The organism is Variovorax paradoxus B4 (genome assembly GCF_000463015.1).
GTDB lineage: Bacteria > Pseudomonadota > Gammaproteobacteria > Burkholderiales > Burkholderiaceae_C > Variovorax > Variovorax paradoxus_E.
Genome location: NC_022247.1, coordinates 5081924 through 5098166 on the forward strand (window position 1 = coordinate 5081924; position 16243 = coordinate 5098166).

At 65.0% G+C, this 16243-nt stretch carries 16 protein-coding genes and 1 riboswitch; of the genes, 5 read left to right on the top strand and 11 right to left on the bottom strand.

Features of this window, described 5'->3' with window-relative positions; all coding sequences use genetic code 11:
* Positions 1-15: 15 nt before the first annotated feature.
* Positions 16-1248, bottom strand: a complete 1233-nt coding sequence (gene tyrS, locus VAPA_RS23670) for a tyrosine--tRNA ligase (protein WP_021012541.1) — start codon at positions 1246-1248, stop codon at positions 16-18.
* A gap of 158 nt (positions 1249-1406) precedes the next feature.
* Here tyrS and VAPA_RS23675 point away from each other — a divergent pair, with 158 nt between their 5' ends.
* Positions 1407-2747: a M23 family metallopeptidase gene (locus VAPA_RS23675; protein WP_021012542.1), complete on the top strand. Its 1341-nt coding sequence runs from the start codon at positions 1407-1409 to the stop codon at positions 2745-2747.
* 31 nt (positions 2748-2778) lie between these two features.
* The gene (locus VAPA_RS23680) at positions 2779-3906 is read left to right on the top strand and encodes an anhydro-N-acetylmuramic acid kinase (RefSeq protein ID WP_041946225.1); all 1128 of its coding nucleotides are present in this window, start codon (positions 2779-2781) and stop codon (positions 3904-3906) included.
* A 12-nt stretch (positions 3907-3918) separates the two neighbouring features.
* Here VAPA_RS23680 and mdtD read toward each other — a convergent pair whose 3' ends face one another.
* From mdtD to rplM, 4 genes are all read right to left on the bottom strand, one after another.
* Complete coding sequence (mdtD, locus tag VAPA_RS23685) at positions 3919-5349, bottom strand: multidrug transporter subunit MdtD (RefSeq protein WP_021012544.1); 1431 nt, start codon at positions 5347-5349, stop codon at positions 3919-3921.
* Between the two features lie 95 nt (positions 5350-5444).
* Entirely contained in the window at positions 5445-5810 is a 366-nt protein-coding gene (gene erpA / locus VAPA_RS23690; protein WP_007827949.1) for an iron-sulfur cluster insertion protein ErpA, read from the bottom strand.
* A 179-nt stretch (positions 5811-5989) separates the two neighbouring features.
* Positions 5990-6382, bottom strand: a complete 393-nt coding sequence (rpsI, locus tag VAPA_RS23695; RefSeq protein WP_021012545.1) for a 30S ribosomal protein S9 — start codon at positions 6380-6382, stop codon at positions 5990-5992.
* Positions 6383-6394: 12 nt separating this feature from the next.
* Positions 6395-6826: a 50S ribosomal protein L13 gene (rplM, locus tag VAPA_RS23700; protein ID WP_015867439.1), complete on the bottom strand. Its 432-nt coding sequence runs from the start codon at positions 6824-6826 to the stop codon at positions 6395-6397.
* 219 nt (positions 6827-7045) lie between these two features.
* Here rplM and VAPA_RS23705 point away from each other — a divergent pair, with 219 nt between their 5' ends.
* On the top strand, positions 7046-7996 hold the full coding sequence (locus VAPA_RS23705; protein WP_021012546.1) for a 23S rRNA (adenine(2030)-N(6))-methyltransferase RlmJ: 951 nt from the start codon (positions 7046-7048) through the stop codon (positions 7994-7996).
* Positions 7997-8020: 24 nt separating this feature from the next.
* Here the strand turns inward: VAPA_RS23705 and VAPA_RS23710 are convergent, their stop codons facing one another.
* The 4 genes from VAPA_RS23710 to ahcY form a co-directional block, all read right to left on the bottom strand.
* On the bottom strand, positions 8021-8623 hold the full coding sequence (locus VAPA_RS23710; protein ID WP_041946593.1) for a septal ring lytic transglycosylase RlpA family protein: 603 nt from the start codon (positions 8621-8623) through the stop codon (positions 8021-8023).
* Between the two features lie 89 nt (positions 8624-8712).
* Positions 8713-9537, bottom strand: a complete 825-nt coding sequence (metF, locus tag VAPA_RS23715) for a methylenetetrahydrofolate reductase [NAD(P)H] (protein ID WP_021012548.1) — start codon at positions 9535-9537, stop codon at positions 8713-8715.
* A gap of 10 nt (positions 9538-9547) precedes the next feature.
* The gene (locus VAPA_RS23720) at positions 9548-10339 is read right to left on the bottom strand and encodes a TlyA family RNA methyltransferase (protein WP_021012549.1); all 792 of its coding nucleotides are present in this window, start codon (positions 10337-10339) and stop codon (positions 9548-9550) included.
* Positions 10340-11779 (bottom strand): adenosylhomocysteinase, encoded by a 1440-nt coding sequence (gene ahcY / locus VAPA_RS23725; protein ID WP_021012550.1) that lies wholly within the window; start codon positions 11777-11779, stop codon positions 10340-10342.
* A gap of 67 nt (positions 11780-11846) precedes the next feature.
* Positions 11847-11915, bottom strand: a riboswitch (S-adenosyl-L-homocysteine riboswitch).
* A gap of 294 nt (positions 11916-12209) precedes the next feature.
* Here ahcY and phaP point away from each other — a divergent pair.
* Positions 12210-12698: a TIGR01841 family phasin gene (gene phaP, locus VAPA_RS23730; RefSeq protein ID WP_021012551.1), complete on the top strand. Its 489-nt coding sequence runs from the start codon at positions 12210-12212 to the stop codon at positions 12696-12698.
* Positions 12699-13035: 337 nt separating this feature from the next.
* Positions 13036-13965 (top strand): Arm DNA-binding domain-containing protein, encoded by a 930-nt coding sequence (locus VAPA_RS23735; protein WP_021012552.1) that lies wholly within the window; start codon positions 13036-13038, stop codon positions 13963-13965.
* Between the two features lie 384 nt (positions 13966-14349).
* Here the strand turns inward: VAPA_RS23735 and VAPA_RS23740 are convergent, their stop codons facing one another.
* On the bottom strand, positions 14350-15630 hold the full coding sequence (locus tag VAPA_RS23740) for a type II toxin-antitoxin system HipA family toxin (protein ID WP_021012553.1): 1281 nt from the start codon (positions 15628-15630) through the stop codon (positions 14350-14352).
* Positions 15620-15961 carry a helix-turn-helix domain-containing protein gene (locus VAPA_RS23745; protein WP_021012554.1) on the bottom strand — a complete coding sequence of 114 codons (342 nt, stop codon included), beginning with the start codon at positions 15959-15961 and terminating at the stop codon, positions 15620-15622. The genes VAPA_RS23740 and VAPA_RS23745 overlap by 11 nt, the downstream gene beginning before the upstream one ends.
* Between the last annotated feature and the right edge of the window lie 282 nt (positions 15962-16243).

Here is a 16243-nt window from a genome sequence, read left to right on the forward strand (position 1 = left end):
CCGGGGCCAGCGCCGTCAGGTGATGGTCACGCGCGCAAACTTGCGCTTGCCGACCTGCACCACGTAGCTGCCCGCGGGCAGCTTGAGCGCCTTGTCGCCGATCACCACGGAGTCGACGCGCACGCCGCCACCGTCGATCAGCCGGTTGCCCTCGGAGGTCGAGGGCGCGAGGCCCGCCTGCTTGAGCAGCTGGGCGATGCCCAGCGGGGCACCGCCGAGCGACAGCTCGGGAATGTCGTCGGGCACGCCGCCCTTGCTGCGGTTGATGAAATCCTGTTCCGCCGCCTCGGCCGCCGCCGCGCTGTGGAAGCGCGCGGTGATTTCCTTGGCCAGCGCCACCTTCGCGTCCTTGGGATTGCGGCCGGCCGCGATTTCCGCCTTGAGCGCCTCGATCTGCGCCAGCGACTGGAAGCTCAGCAGCGTGTACCAGCGCCACATCAGCTCGTCGGAGATCGACAGCACCTTGGCGAACATGGTGTTGGCGTCTTCGCTGATGCCGATGTAGTTGTTCTTGCTCTTGGACATCTTCTCGATGCCATCGAGCCCTTCCAGCAGTGGCATAGTGAGTATGCACTGCGGCTCCTGCCCGTATTCCTGCTGGAGATGCCGGCCGACGAGCAGGTTGAACTTCTGGTCGGTGCCGCCCAGTTCGAGGTCGCTCTTCAACGCCACCGAGTCATAGCCCTGCATCAGCGGATAGAGGAACTCGTGCACCGAGATCGACTGGCCGGCCTTGAAGCGCTTGTTGAAGTCGTCGCGCTCCATCATCCGCGCCACCGTGTACTTGGCCGCGAGCTGGATCATGCCGCGGGCGCCCAGCGGGTCGCTCCACTCGGAGTTGTAGCGGATTTCGGTCTTTTCGGGGTCCAGCACCAGGCTGGCCTGCCGGTAGTAGGTCTGGGCGTTGGCTTCGATCTGCTCCCGGGTCAGCGGCGGGCGGGTGCTGTTGCGACCCGAGGGGTCGCCGATGGTGGTCGTGAAGTCGCCGATCAGGAAGATGACCCGGTGCCCCAGATCCTGCAGCTGCCGCATCTTGTTGAGCACCACCGTATGGCCGATGTGGATATCCGGGGCGGTCGGATCGAGCCCCAATTTGATGCGCAGCGGCGTTCCGGTGGCTTCCGCGCGCTGAAGCTTGCGCACCCATTCGTCCTGGGGGAGCAGCTCGTGGGTGCCCCGGAGGGATATTTCGAGCGCTCGTCTTACACCATCCGAGAGGCTGGCGGATGTAACAGATTCGGCATTCATAGGCTTTTTTAGCTGATTTTCAGGTTGCCGAAGCTATACTCAGCCCGACTTTTCAAGCGCCGGATTCTAAGCGGCGCTTTTTTCCGCACCGTCCTGCCGCCCTGTCCGTTCTGGGCTTTGCAGCGCGGATTTGCAGAACCTGAGCTGGAATTCACAGTTTGATCAACGGCATTCTCGCCGCCGAGGAGCTACTCGCTTCTCGCGTGGCCTATACATTCCGGACCTATCCCAAGCAGATCACCGCGGTCATCGCGGCGGCCTTGCTGAGCGCCGGAACCCTGGCGGTGGCCTCCCTGGGCCCCGACGCCGCCGACCTCCCCGTCAAGCAGGTCCTCGAAGCAACTGCTCCACTGTCTTTCGCCCAACAGAGCGAATCGCTGGAAAACTTCAGCTTCACCCTGTTTCGCACCGACATCACGCGCTCCAGCGACACGGCCGAGGCCCTGCTGAAGCGCCTGGGCATTTCCGACCCTGCCGCCACCGCTTTCGTGCGCGGCAGCAGCGAGGCCCGCAATGCGCTGTTCGCCCGCGCCGGGCGCACCATCACGGCCGAAGCCACGCACGAGAACCAGCTCAAGAAGCTGAGCGCCCGCTGGATTCCCGATGGCGATGGCGGCTTCAAGCGCTTCATCATCGAACGCACCCCGGTCGGCTTCGTGGCGCTCACCGAGCGCGACACGCTGACGCCGGGCACGCGCCTGGCCAGCGGCACCATCCGCACATCGCTCTTCGCCGCCACCGACGACTCGAGCATTCCCGACGCGGTGGCCAGCCAGCTGGCCGACATCTTCGCGGGCGACGTCGACGTGCGCGCGCTGCGCAAGGGCGACCGCTTCGCCGTGGTGTACGAAACCTTCGAGGCCGACGGCCAGGCGCTGCGCAGCGGCCGCGTGCTTTCGGCCGAGTTCGAGAGCGGCGGCAAGGTGCACCAGGCCGTGTGGTTCCAGCCCCCGGGCCAGAAGGGCAGTTATTACCGCCCGAACGGCGACAGCCTGCGCAAGGCCTACCTGAGCTCGCCGGTCGAGTTTTCGCGCGTGTCGAGCGGCTTCGCGATGCGCATGCACCCGATCCTCAACAGCTGGCGCCAGCACAACGGCATCGACTTCGCAGCCCCCACGGGCACCGCGGTGCGCAGCGTCGGCGACGGCACGGTCGATTTTGCCGGCACGCAAAACGGCTACGGCAACATCGTCATCATCAAGCACCGCAACAACCAGCAGACGGCCTACGCCCACCTGAGCCGCATCAACGTCAAGGCTGGCGAGAGCATCAGCCAGGGCCAGACGATCGGCGCCGTGGGCTCCACCGGCTGGGCCACGGGCCCTCACCTGCACTTCGAGTTCCGCGTGAACGGCGAATACCAGGACCCCACCTCCATCGCGCAAGAGGGCGGCGCCCCCATCACTGCGTCCATGCGCCCGGCCTTCGAGCGCATGGCGGTCGGTGCGCGCACCGAACTGGCCGCCGCGTTCTCGGTCATCCAGGCCAGCGCGGACTGAGCCCGGCGCGCGGCTCGCCTTCCATATTGCGATGGCCGCCGAACTGTTCATCGGCCTGATGTCCGGCACCTCGCTCGACGGGGTCGACGGCGTGCTGGCCGATTTCGCGGACGGCCGCATCGCCGTGCGGGCCTATGCCACGGCGCCCTTTCCAGCGGCGCTGCGCACCGAGCTGATGGCGCTCAACACCCCCGGCGACAACGAACTTCACCGCGCCGCGCTCGCCGGCAACGGCCTGGCCCGGATCTATGCCGGCGTGGCCAATCAGCTCCTGGCGGACGGCGGCATTCCCGCCAGCCAGGTGACCGCCCTCGGCGCGCACGGGCAAACGGTCCGCCACCGGCCCACCGAGTTCGACGGCGTCGGCTACACCCTGCAGGTCAACAACCCCTCGCTGCTGGCCGAGCTGACCGGCATCGACGTGGTCGCGGACTTCCGCAGCCGCGACCTGGCGGCAGGCGGACAGGGCGCACCGCTGGTGCCGGCCTTCCATCGCGCGCTGTTCGCACGCGCCGACGAACCCGTTGCGGTGCTGAATGTCGGCGGCATCTCCAACCTGAGCCTGCTGCCCGCGGCCAACGCGCCGGGAGACCCGGCGGTGCTTGGCTTCGACTGCGGCCCCGGCAATGCCTTGATGGACCACTGGTGCCAGCTCCATACCGGCCAGCCCTTCGACCGCGGCGGGCAATGGGCAGCGAGCGGGCAGGTGCTGCCCGACCTGCTCGCCCGGCTGCAGGCTGATCCGTATTTTGCGAAGGCACCTCCCAAGAGCACCGGGCGTGACCTGTTCAATCCCGCATGGCTGTCCGCCGGCCTGGGCCCGGCCACGGGCGCGGCGCCGGCCGACGTGCAGGCCACCTTGACCGAGTTCACCGCCAGCGTCTGTGCAGCCGACGTTGTTCGCTATGGAAACAATAGCAAACTGCTGGTCGTTTGTGGCGGCGGGGCGCTGAATGATCATCTGCTCGAGCGCCTGCGCGCACGCTTGCCCGGCGTGGAAGTGGCCGCCTCCACGGCGCACGGCCTGCCCCCGCTGCAGGTCGAGGCCGCGGCTTTTGCCTGGCTGGCCCGAAGCACGGTGCGGCGTGAAGCAGGCAACCTGGCCAGCGTGACCGGCGCAAGGGGCGCCCGCGTGCTCGGAGCGGCCTACCCCGCCTGACGGGGCGGGTCATCACCCCTGGCCTGAAACCTCCGGCTGTGCAGGATGCGCCGCGCGCACCTCTGCCGGCAAATGCCAGAAAATCAGTGCAGAGGCGATCGTGACGAGCCCCATGCTCGCAAAAGTGGCCTGGAAGGCATCGAGCGTCTGCTTCGCCGTCTCCAGGCCAAAAACGCCGGTATAGCCGGCCAGCACCGCGCTCGCGGCGGCCACGCCGAGGCTCATTGCGAGCATCTGGACCATCGACAACAGGCTGTTGCCGCTGCTGGCCATGCCTCCGTCCAGGTCCTTCAGCGTGATCGTGTTCATGGCGGTGAACTGAAGCGAGTTGACGGCACCGAAGACCAGCAATTGCAGGATGTGCAGCGCGACCGGCTGGTCCGGCCCGGTCAGGCCGAAACTGGCCATCGCGAGCCCCACCAGGACGGTGTTGGCCACCAGCACCCTCCGGTAGCCATGGCGGGTGATCAGCGGGGTCGCGAAACGCTTCATGGCCATGCCGGCCAGCGCGATCGGCAGCATCATGAGTCCCGCCCGAAGCGGCGAATAGCCCAGCGAGACCTGCAGCAGCAAGGGCACGAGAAACGGCATGCAACTGCTGCCGAGCCGCGAGAACAGGTTGCCGAGCAAGCCGATGCTGAGCGTGGGCACGCCGAAGAGCGAGGGCGAGAACAGCGGCTCGGGCCGGCGCGCGGCATGCAGCCAGTAGGCCACCACGCTCGCAAAGCCGAACACCAGCAACAGCAGCACGCTGACCTGCCGCAACCCCATCCCGGAAACGCCGTCGAGCGCCAGAGAAATCGCGACCATGCCGAAGGCCAGCATCGCGTACCCCGCGCCGTCGAAGCGCCGCTCGACGGCCCCGCGCAGGTCGGGCATGAAGCGCAGCGTCGCCAGGCAGCCCGCCAATCCCACAGGCACGTTGATCAGGAAGATCCAGTGCCAGGAGGCGTACTGCACCAGCCAGCCACCCAGCGTGGGCCCGAGCAACGGCCCGATCAGCCCTGGAATGGCGACGAAGCTCATCGCCTGCAGGAACTCGCCGCGCGGCACGGTGCGCAGCAGCGCCAGGCGCCCCACGGGCAGCAGCAAGGCGCCGCCCAGGCCCTGCACCACCCGTGCAGCGACCAGCTGCCCCACGCCCACCGACAGGGCGCACAGGACGGAACCGATGACGAACAGCACAATGGCCGAGAAGAACACGCGCCGGGTGCCGAACCGGTCGGCGATCCAGCCGGAGGCCGGGATCAGCATCGCCATGGTGAGCGCGTAGGCCACCACCACCGACTGCATGCGCAGGGGGCTTTCGCCCAGGCTGGCGGCCATGGCCGGCAGCGCGGTGTTGATGATGGTCGCGTCGAGGGTCTGCATGAAGAAGCCGATCGCCACGAGCCAGAGCAGGCTCTTGCGGGCAGGATCGATGGCCGTTGCAGCGGATGTCATGAGATGGCGGGAAAGAAGAAAGCGACGGGCAGCAAAAAGCCGCCCGAAGGCGGCTTTTTTAAAGAACGAATGCTGGTGACAGCATCAACAGGGCATCAGGCCGAGAAGCTCGATCCGCAGCCGCAGGTGCTGGTGGCGTTCGGGTTCTTGATCACGAACTGGGCGCCTTGCAGGTCTTCCTTGTAGTCGATCTCGGCGCCGACCAGGTACTGGTAGCTCATGGCATCGATCAGCAGCGACACGCCGTTCTTGGTCATGGTGGTGTCGTCTTCGTTCGTGATTTCATCGAAGGTGAAACCATATTGGAAGCCCGAGCACCCACCGCCCTGCACGAACACGCGCAGCTTGAGGTCGGGATTGCCCTCTTCGGCGATCAGGTCGGCCACCTTGGCAGCCGCGCTGTCGGTGAAGACGATCGGTTCGGGCATCTGGGTCTGGATGTTTTCGGCAACAGCGCTCATGGGGGGGTAACTCCTTGGGGGCCGAACATGCGGCCAACGACCAATGCTACTGCAATGCCGCATTCTTGGCTGGCAGACGGCAGCGAGCACCCAATGCAAGTGGGGTCGAACACACGTCCGCCAAGGCTGCGGCAAAGAAAAAGCCGCCCGGAGGCGGCTTTTGTTCGCAGTGAACAGTATCAGCGCTTGCTGAACTGCTTGCGGCGGCGTGCAGAGTGCAGACCGACCTTCTTGCGCTCGACTTCACGTGCATCGCGCGTGACGTAGCCGGCCTGGCTCAGCACCGGCTTGAGGCTTGCGTCGTAGTCGATCAGCGCACGGGTGATGCCGTGGCGCGTTGCGCCGGCCTGGCCCGATTCGCCGCCACCTGCCACGTTGACCATGACGTCGAACGCTTCGGTGTTGTTGGTCAGCACCAGGGGCTGCTTGGCAATCATGATCGAGGTTTCGCGGCCGAAGAACTCCTGGATGTCCTTGCCGTTGACCGTGATCTTGCCGGTGCCCTTTTTCAGAAACACACGGGCGACGCTCGATTTGCGACGGCCGGTGCCATTGTTCCATTCACCAATCATTCTCAAGGCTCCTTACAGTTCCAGCACTTTGGGCTGTTGGGCGGTGTGCGGGTGCTCAGCACCACCGTACACCTTGAGTTTCTTGATCATCGCGTAGCCGAGCGGGCCCTTGGGCAGCATGCCCTTGACGGCCTTTTCCAGGGCGCGGCCCGGATGCTTGGCTTGCATGTCGCGGAAGTTCGTGGCCGTGATACCGCCCGGGTAGCCCGAGTGACGGTAGTAGACCTTGTCGATCGGCTTGGCGCCGGTGACGCGCAGCTGGGCTGCGTTGATGATGACGATGAAGTCACCGGTATCGACGTGAGGCGTGTAAATGGCCTTGTGTTTGCCGCGCAAACGGAGAGCAACTTCGCTGGCTACTCGTCCGAGGACCTTGTCGGTCGCGTCAATCACAAACCACTCGTGCGTCACGTCAGCGGGCTTGGCGCTGAACGTTTTGGTCATGAGTTTTTCTCTAAAAAAAGAGGGTTTGGCGAGCCCTTTTCCACGGTCGGCGTTCCTCTGACGGGAATCTCTTAGGTGGGTTTGCACATGCCCGCAGGGCGGTAGTGTGTCTCCGCCGCGGGGCTACAAAAACGCTGCGAAGCCCGCGATTATACGAAGAATCGGCCAATCGGGGCAAATTTGGACCAGCAGGCCGCCCAAGCCGTTACCATCGACCCCATGTTCAGTTACCGCCACGCCTTCCACGCCGGCAACCACGCCGACGTGCTCAAGCACACGGTGCTGATTGCCACGCTCGACCACCTGCTCGAAAAAGAAGCCGCGCTGACCGTGGTCGACACCCACGCCGGCGCCGGCCTGTACCGCCTCGACGGCGACTACGCCGGCACCAGCGGGGAGGCCGCCGAAGGCGTGCTGCGCCTGCTGGCCGACAAGAAAACAGCTGCTTCGTCGGCCCCCGCTGCAAAGTCAGCTACCAAAAAGGTAGCGCCCGAAGCCGAAGCACCCCTGGCCGACGCGATTGCACGCTACCTGAGCGTGATCCACGACTTCAACCCCAAGGGCGGCGCCCGCATCTATCCCGGCTCGCCTTTCATCGTGCATCACCTGCTGCGCGACCACGACAAGCTCAAGCTGTTCGAACTGCATCCCACCGATGCCCGCACGCTGGACGCCAACATCGCGCAGCTCGAGGCGGGCCGGCAGATCGCGGTGCTGCGCGAAGACGGCTTCGGCAGCGCCACCAAGTTCCTGCCGCCGCCCTCGCGCCGCGCGCTGGTGCTGATGGATCCGAGCTATGAAATCAAGAGCGACTACGGCCGCGTGCTCGACTTTGCGGCCGAGGCGCTCAAGCGCTTTGCCACCGGCACCTACGCCATCTGGTACCCGATCATTCCGCGTCCCGAGGCGCACGACCTGCCACGGCGGCTCAAGACCCTGGCCACCAAGGCCGGCAAGCCCTGGCTGCACGCCACGCTGACGGTCAAGTCGAGCAAGCTGACCACCACGCCGACGGGCGAAACCCAGCGTCCGGGCCTGCCGGCCAGCGGCATGTTCCTGATCAATCCGCCCTACACCCTGAAGCCGCTGCTGGCTGCCGCCCTGCCCCAGCTGGTGGAACGGCTGGCGCAAGACCGGCACGCCACCTTCTCGCTCGACTCGGGCGGCTAGGCCCCGGCGGGTCTTCTGCCGGACTTATCGGCGGCGGCGCGGCGGCACTTTCACCTGGCGGCGTGCAGGTGCCGGGGCAGCCGCCGGTGTTTGCGCCTGCGCCTCGCCCTCTTCCACCTCGGAGCCACCGCAACGCATGCCCTCGCGGTCGATGATCGTCAGCGCCACCTGCTTGATGCCGAGCCCGATCAGCCCGATGCGCTCGGCCGCGGCACGGCTCAGGTCGATGATGCGGCCCTGCGCATAAGGTCCCCGGTCGGTGATGCGCACCAGCACCTCGCTGCCGTTGACCAGGCTGCGCACGCAAACGCGGGTATTGAACGGCAAGGTCTTGTGGGCCGCCGTCATGGCCGTCATGTCGAAGCGCTCGCCGCTGGCGGTCTTGCGCTGGTGGAACTGAATGCCGTACCAGGAGGCCCCGCCGCGCTCGAAGATCTCGCGGGAGCTGCCATCGCCGGGCACGCCGTCGTCGGGCCCCAGCTCGCCGGTGCCGGACACGGCAAGGTCATAGCGAACCGACGGCACGTTCGATCGAGCCGGCGCCCCTGGAGGTACTGCCAATTTGCGCGGCAGGGGCAGGAGCTTGGCGTCCTTGTCGGTCTGCCCACCCTCGGTGGCCGGCGGCATGGCGCATCCGGCCAGCACGCAGGTTGCCGCGACCAGCGCGACACGAAGCGAAGTGAGCAGCCGATGGCCTGCTCCAGGACGCCACCCCTTCAACCGAGGCGCTCCAGTACAGCCAGCGTGGCCGCCGACTGGTTCATCGTGTAGAAGTGCAGCGCCGGTGCGCCGCCGTCGCGCAGGCGTGCGCAGAGGTCGGTCACCACGTCCAGGCCAAAGGCCTTGATGGAGGCCGTGTCGTCGCCGAAGCCCTGCAGCCGCAGGCGGATCCAGCGCGGGATCTCGGCGCCGCAGGCATCCGAGAAGCGCATGAGCTGCGTCGAGCTGGTGATCGGCATGATGCCCGGCACGATCGGCGTGTCGAGCCCCAGCTTGCGCACGTCGTCGACAAAGCGGAAATACGCCTCGGGACTGAAGAAATACTGCGTGATCGCGGAATCGGCGCCGGCCTTCACCTTGGTGGCGAAGGCCTGCAGGTCGGCCTCGGGCGAGCGTGCCTGCGGATGCACCTCGGGGTAGCAGGCCACCTCGATGTGGAAGTCGCGCCCGGTCTCCTCGCGGATGAAGGCCACGAGGTCGCTCGCATACAGGAACTCGCCGCCGATGCCGTAGCCGCTCGGCAGGTCGCCGCGCAGGGCCACCAGGCGCTTCACACCCATGGCCTTGAGCTCGGCCAGCTGCTCGCGCACGGTGGCGCGCGTGGCGCCGATGCACGAGAAGTGGCTGGCGGCATCGACGCCCTCGGACAGGATCTCCTGCACCGCACCGAAAGTGCCCTGGTGCGTGGAGCCGCCTGCGCCGTAGGTCACCGAGCAGAACTCGGGCTTGCGCGCATACAGCTGCTGGCGCACCGCGCGCAGCTTGACCGCGCCTTCGGGCGTCTTGGTCGGAAAGAATTCGAAACTCAGCGGAAGGCGCACTTGCGTCTCCTCAGGAGCCGTCCGCGCGAACAGCGCGCACGGCGTGAATGAAAAACTCGCGGTTGCCGTCGCCGCCGGCAATGGGGCTGTCGAACCACCGCAGCACGCGCAGCCCGAGCGCCTCGCAGGCATCGCGCAGGCGCTTTTCGACCACCGCATACATCGACGCGTCGCGCACGATGCCGCCCTTGCCGACCTGTCCCGGCTGCAGCTCGAACTGCGGCTTGACGAGCATCAGCAGCTGGCCGTCGTCGGCCAGGAACGGCACCACGGCCGGCAGCACCAGCGTGAGCGAGATGAACGACAGGTCGCCGACGATCAGGTCGAAGCGCAGTTCGGAAGGCTCTTCGCCTTCTTCTTCCTGCAGGTCGTCCGGCGACAACGCACGCGCATTGACGCCTTCGATGGCCACCACACGCGCGTCCTCGCGCAGCCGCGCATGCAGCTGCCCGTGGCCGACATCGACGCCCACCACCTTTGCCGCGCCGCCTTGCAGCAGGCAGTCGGTGAAGCCGCCGGTCGACTGGCCCACGTCGAGGCACAGCTTGCCGTCGGCACTGACGCCACTCGCCGCCAGTGCGCCTTCGAGCTTGAGCCCGCCGCGCGAGACGTAGCGCGCCTCGGCCGCATCGTCGAGCTCGACCTCGGCGGACTCGGGCACCTCGTCGCGGTTCTTCACCACCGAACGCCACGCGTCCGCGCTGCCCGCATCGCGCCAGCGCATGCCGCCGGCGATCAGCCGCACGGCCTGCGAGCGCGAAGCGGCGAGGCCGCGTTCGACCAGCAATTGATCAGCGCGCATTCAGTACCGGTACGTGTCCGCCTTGTACGGACCCGCCTTGTCGACGCCGATGTAGGCCGCCTGTTCGTCCGTCAGTTCGGTCAGCATCGCGCCGACCTTCTTCAGGTGCAGGCGCGCAACCTTCTCGTCGAGGTGCTTGGGCAGCACATAGACCTTGCCGGCCTGGTAGGCGTCGGGCTTGGTGAAGAGCTCGATCTGGGCGATGGTCTGGTTGGCGAACGACGACGACATCACGAAGCTCGGATGGCCCGTGCCGCAGCCCAGGTTCACGAGGCGGCCCTTGGCCAGCAGGATGATCTTCTTGCCGTCGGGGAAGGTGATGTGGTCGACCTGCGGCTTGATCTCTTCCCACTCGTACTTCTCGATCGACGCCACGTCGATCTCGTTGTCGAAGTGGCCGATGTTGCAGACGATGGCCTGGTCCTTCATCGCGGCCATGTGCTCGTGGCGGATCACGTCCTTGTTGCCGGTGGTGGTCACGAAGATGTCGGCCTTGTCGGCGGCGTATTCCATGGTGACGACCTTGTAGCCTTCCATGGCGGCCTGCAGCGCGTTGATGGGGTCGATCTCGGTCACCCACACCTGCGCGCTCAGTGCGCGCAGCGCCTGGGCCGAGCCCTTGCCCACGTCGCCGTAGCCGGCCACGCAGGCCACCTTGCCGGCGATCATCACGTCGGTCGCGCGCTTGATGCCGTCCACCAGCGATTCGCGGCAGCCGTACAGGTTGTCGAACTTGCTCTTGGTGACCGAATCGTTCACGTTGATGGCGCGGAACAGCAGCGTGCCCTTGGCGCTCATCTCGTTCAGGCGGTGCACGCCGGTGGTCGTTTCCTCGGTCACGCCGATGATCTCGGCCGACTTGCGGGTGTACCAGGTCGGATCGACCGCCAGCTTGGCCTTGATGGCCGCGTAGAGGATGCGTTCTTCCTCGCTGGTCGGCTTGGCCAGCACGCCCAGGTCCTTCTCGGCGCGCTGGCCCAGGTGCATCAGCAGCGTGGCGTCGCCGCCGTCGTCCAAGATCATGTTCGGGCCTTCGCCCTGCGAGCCCTTGGGGCCGAAGTCGAAGATGGCGTGGGTGTAGTCCCAGTAGTCCTTCAGCGACTCGCCCTTGATCGCGAACACCGGCGTGCCCGCAGCGGCAATCGCGGCGGCGGCATGGTCCTGCGTCGAGAAGATGTTGCACGAGGCCCAGCGCACGGTGGCGCCGAGCGCCTGCAGCGTCTCGATCAGCACGGCCGTCTGGATCGTCATGTGCAGCGAGCCCGTGATGCGCGCGCCCTTGAGCGGCTGCGCCTTCGAGAACTCCTCGCGGATGGCCATCAGGCCGGGCATTTCGGTTTCCGCGATGCGGATTTCCTTGCGGCCCCAGGCGGCCAGCGAAAGGTCGGCAATGGCCTGGTCGGCGGAAGAAACGGGGGTGGGCTTGAGAACAGCGCTCATGAGAACTCCAACAAAACTAGTTTGAAAGGTGCCACTGCGTTCGGGGGAAAAGACTCACCGCGAGAACAGCGGGTGAGCGTGGTTGCGATGTGGTCCGAGCCTCACGCCTGGTGGCGCTGCAACGCTCCTCGGAACGGCGGATTGTAAACGGGGCGGCGAGGCGAGCCAATTGCCGGGATATCCCACATGGCGGAAAGCGGATTTCACATCCGGGGCGTACATTGATTTGTCCCGAACCCACGGCGCTGCGCGTTACCGCCGGGCGCAACGGCTTTGCGCCGCCGATGTAACCCAAGGGAAATCCCGCAGGCAAATTTTGCCGCTGCGGGGCCGCGGGCGTGCGGCTGCGGCGTATCGTGGCGAGGGACTATTTGCCGTCCGGCCGGTCCTTGCCACTCACCCGTTCACCCGATACAGGAGATCCCGCACCATGGCCACAGCCAAGAAAGCCGCCGCGAAGAAGACCACTGCCAGCAGCACCAAGGCGGCCCCCGATGCCGCCGACATGCTCAACCCGCTGAAGAATCTCAAGGCCATGACCGACCGCCTGCAGGAACTCAACCTGACCGGCGGCGCGAGCAAGCTGCTCGAAAGCGGGCAAAAGGACCTCCAGGCGCTGATGCAGGCGAACGAAAAGTCCTATCAGGGCCTGCAGACCGTGGTGCAGCGGCAGACCGAAATGATCAAGAGCGCCATCGCCGAGTGGCAGACGGCCGCCAAGGAAATGCCCGGCAAGGACGCCAAGGCGAACCTCGCCAAGCTCGACGAGCTCGGCCGCCAGTCGTTCCAGCGCGCCATCGACGACATCAAGGAGCTGGCCAACCTCGCCGCCAAGTCGCAGGCCGATGCGTTCGAGCTGGTGCGCCAGCGGATCCAGGCCAACGTGGATGAAGTGACCAAGCTGCTGCAGCGCAAATAAGGCGTTTTCGGCAAGTCGGGCAGGCGGCTCGGGGCCCGCCTTCTAAAATCGGGCCATTCCCCCGCAGATTGCCCACCTTGTCTTTTGTTGCAGAAACCCGCCGCCGTCGCACCTTCGCGATCATTTCCCACCCCTAGCGCACTCACCGCGTCAGGGCACGTCAGGCCAGGACAGCTCAAGCGCTGCTTCAGGCCTTTTCATTGGGAAGCGTCTTTCAGCCTCGCGACACCTTGAGTCACCCGCAGACAGGTGGTGACGCAGCAGACGTGTACATAGCCGTGTACATAATCTGTCCATTCGCGTGCGCTGAAAAATATGTACACAGCGGGGTGGCAGCATGGCTCTTACGGACACATGGCTTCGCGCAAATAGCGGCAAGGCCCGCAGCGCCGTCGAAGAGGTTTCGGACCGGGACAGTCTGAGCGTCAGGGTCTCGCCTAAAGGCAAGGTCGTGTTCCAGCTGCGCTACCGTTATGACGGCCGGCTGCAGCGGCTGGATCTCGGTTCGTATCCCGGGCTTGGCCTGAAGGCCGCGCGCGACGAGGCTCAGCGCCTCAAGGGCCAGCTGGAGCAGGGACACGATCCGCGGGTGGTTCGCGCGCTTGAAAAACAGGCGATCCTGAAGGCCGATTCCATTGAGTCGCTGTTTCGGCAGTGGTACGAGGTCTACTGCAAGAAGAACAAGAAGGGCCATCACGACGTGCTTCGCTCGTTCGAGCTTCACGTCTTTCCGCGCATCGGTGCCCTGCCTGCCGACAAGGTCACGCTGCACGAATGGCTCGACCTGCTTGAGAAGCAGGCTGAGGCTCGGCCCGGCATCGCAGACCGCATCCTCACCAACGCAAAGCAGATGCTGAAATGGGGCGTTAAGCGTCGCCTCATCCCTGCGAACCCGCTCGTTGAAATCAACGCGCGCGAGGACCTGCAGATCAAGAAGGTTGCGGGGTCGCGCTCTCTCTCGAATGACGAGATCGTTCGTGTCTGGCGCGCGATTGATCGCTCGCGCATCGCGATGAAGAACAAGCTGTTCTTGAAGCTCTGCCTGATTGTTGAGTTCCGCAGATCTCTGACCCTGGAGGGTCAATTTTCGGCGGCAAACAACAACGATCAAACTTTTTGTTTGTCTGTCCGGGTTCGGTCTCATGTGGCGTTTCGGGGCCTTGAGGAGACAATACGAACGGTTCACCATCGCGGATTTCGCCTTTCATCACCTGACCTTCAAGGTGGTGGATGGCGTTACGGATTTCGCGCAACCGATCTGAAATGATGCTTGTTGCGAATTTCGGTCTCGGCGTATTGAGCGTTTGCTTCAGGCTGTCAGGAAGAGCGACGTGACGGCGCAGTCGCCCGATACACACAATCGCGCGATGCATGTCGGTCAAACAGGTCTCGAAATGTGAAATAGCTCTGTGCACCGCGGAAAGGCGGACATGGTCGTGGGTATCCCAAAACTCTTGAAGGGCGGGATGCGCCAGGCGATATTCAACCAGTGCGGCCTCGACCAAGCGAACATACGTCGACGCGAGCGCGTTCACCTGATAGCTGGCGGAGACGGACCCGATCATGGAGACCTTCGCCCAGTAGTTGGGGAAACCCCTCGCGTGGCTCGTGATTTCAGGGATGTCTAGGGAGACGTACATTGTTTTCTCGACTACTTGGTGTTTTGCGCGTTCTGCCGGAAGCCGTCATAAGCAAAAGCCCCGGCAATCTTGTCGCAGTCCGTTGGCGACACACCGGCACCGCGCGCGGTTGAGAACCAGAGGTCGCGGACCTGCGCCTCCATCGTGTCGATGATCGCCGTGGCTTGATTGCGTTCCAGCAGAAAGCGCGCGCTTTGCGACAGCAGGTTCGAAGCGTTCGCAAACCTACCAGCGTCGCCGCATTCCATCGCCAGATCGCGCCGCTCGATGCTGACCGGTACAGCAGGGGTCAGGTCGTAGGCTGGCGAGACTTTCCAGTCCTTGTCTTTTGCGATCAGGGCATGGTTGCGCGGGTGATCGTCGATGTTCGAGATCAGCGCGTTGAAGGACATCCGCCGGAACACTTCCGCCGCGTTGGCTGCCGGGTCGGCACAAACACGGCGGACTTCTTCTGCAAGCTGCACATAGGACCAGCGGTCACGCGATTGATAGTTGTCTTCGGCGCGTAGCAGCGTGAGCGCGCTGATCATGCGGGCGCGCAGATATCCGCCGTCGGTCTTTTCGCGGTCGAAGCGTTTGACCAGCAAGACATCGCGGCCAGCTACCTCGACAACGCGGCTTTCCGCCGTCGTGAGGCCGCAGGCGCGAGCCAGGAGCAGCATGGCGTGTTCAACACGCGCGCTGTTCCATGGGTCGGTTCCGACATTGAACTTCGCAATCCAAAGGCCGTCAGCGTCTTCGACGACGGCCTTGGGGCGTGCGCCCCCCATCGATGTGCCGACCAGCAACAGGTTGCCAACCTGTTCATGAACAGCATCTGGCGGGACTTCTTCATCGGCAATGATGGCGTCGGCAGTCGCCTGCACCTTTGCGAGATCCAGGGTCTGGTTAAAGCTGCGTTTCGGCGCGGGCGGGACCTGGTTGAGGCCAAAGCCAAGCGCGCCCGCCCGGTCGTCCGGCGAGTACAGCAGATAGTCGAGTTCGCCCGGCTGTGTCACGCCCAAATGCTTTTGAATGACGCGGCGGCCCCAGTAGTCGGGACTTGCATCGCGCAGCGCACCGAACACGCCGTTCAGGGCGTTGGTCGAGTAGGTTCGGTCAGTAAGCTTTAGCTCGATAGGGTCGAGCGGCACAGCGTCCTTGCGGGCGAGGTAGCTACGACCGTAGACGAAGCGGCCCTCCGGCACACCGCGCCGGTTCGGCTGAAGCTGGAAGCGGCCCGCGGTCACGGGCGCAGTCTCACCGGGAAGGGTGATGTAGACGAAGCACTCGCGCGGGGTCTCAGAAGTCATTGCTCAACCCCGGCTTGGTTCTGGCACGTCCCGGGTCACGGGCAAGGGCAAGGGTTTGGCCTTCCTGATCCTTTTCCGGGAGGGCGACCTCATCGAGCTGGGGCAGGAGGTCAAGCGCCCACAGCATCGCCGCGTAGACGGCCATGCTTGTCGAGGGCTTGCCTTTTTCGGCATCGCCGATAGCCCGGGGACCGGTCCCGATCCGTCCGGCCATGTCTTCGATGGTCAGGTTGCGCCGGACCCGTGCCGTGCGCAGGTCTGCGCCCAGCCGTTTGAGCGATTGCTCAACGGCATAGGGAGGCGCTGTCAGGAGCTTGTTGCGGGCTGTCATAGCGTCACCGTCTGAAGGTTCAGTCTTCAAGGTAGCACGTCCACCAGCCTGAAAGCAATAAAATATGCTCTCAAGGGCGTATTAACGACGTTAATAAGCTCTTAAGAGCAGATACTCTGCAGTCTTGAGGATTGAAATATATGCAGTTGTTGCTCCCGGAGGTCAACAACTGCATCTGGATCATTCCAAGCTGTGAATGCCGACCAGCCGGGGCAGGTCCGGCTCATCGCGTGAAGCCGCGACAATAGAGGGTTAGGCCGGTCGGCGACCCCGCGACGCCAC

Bases quoted from the DNA above. Each gene is read 5' to 3' on its own strand.
- tyrS (WP_021012541.1), bottom strand. From the start codon at position 1,248: ATGAATGCCGAATCTGTTACATCCGCCAGCCTCTCGGATGGTGTAAGA.
- VAPA_RS23680 (WP_041946225.1), top strand. From the start codon at position 2,779: ATGGCCGCCGAACTGTTCATCGGCCTGATGTCCGGCACCTCGCTCGAC.
- mdtD (WP_021012544.1), bottom strand. From the start codon at position 5,349: ATGACATCCGCTGCAACGGCCATCGATCCTGCCCGCAAGAGCCTGCTC.
- erpA (WP_007827949.1), bottom strand. From the start codon at position 5,810: ATGAGCGCTGTTGCCGAAAACATCCAGACCCAGATGCCCGAACCGATC.
- rpsI (WP_021012545.1), bottom strand. From the start codon at position 6,382: ATGATTGGTGAATGGAACAATGGCACCGGCCGTCGCAAATCGAGCGTC.
- rplM (WP_015867439.1), bottom strand. From the start codon at position 6,826: ATGACCAAAACGTTCAGCGCCAAGCCCGCTGACGTGACGCACGAGTGG.
- VAPA_RS23705 (WP_021012546.1), top strand. From the start codon at position 7,046: ATGTTCAGTTACCGCCACGCCTTCCACGCCGGCAACCACGCCGACGTG.
- VAPA_RS23710 (WP_041946593.1), bottom strand. From the start codon at position 8,623: ATGCCGCCGGCCACCGAGGGTGGGCAGACCGACAAGGACGCCAAGCTC.
- VAPA_RS23720 (WP_021012549.1), bottom strand. From the start codon at position 10,339: ATGCGCGCTGATCAATTGCTGGTCGAACGCGGCCTCGCCGCTTCGCGC.
- ahcY (WP_021012550.1), bottom strand. From the start codon at position 11,779: ATGAGCGCTGTTCTCAAGCCCACCCCCGTTTCTTCCGCCGACCAGGCC.
- phaP (WP_021012551.1), top strand. From the start codon at position 12,210: ATGGCCACAGCCAAGAAAGCCGCCGCGAAGAAGACCACTGCCAGCAGC.
- VAPA_RS23735 (WP_021012552.1), top strand. From the start codon at position 13,036: ATGGCTCTTACGGACACATGGCTTCGCGCAAATAGCGGCAAGGCCCGC.
- VAPA_RS23740 (WP_021012553.1), bottom strand. From the start codon at position 15,630: ATGACTTCTGAGACCCCGCGCGAGTGCTTCGTCTACATCACCCTTCCC.
- VAPA_RS23745 (WP_021012554.1), bottom strand. From the start codon at position 15,961: ATGACAGCCCGCAACAAGCTCCTGACAGCGCCTCCCTATGCCGTTGAG.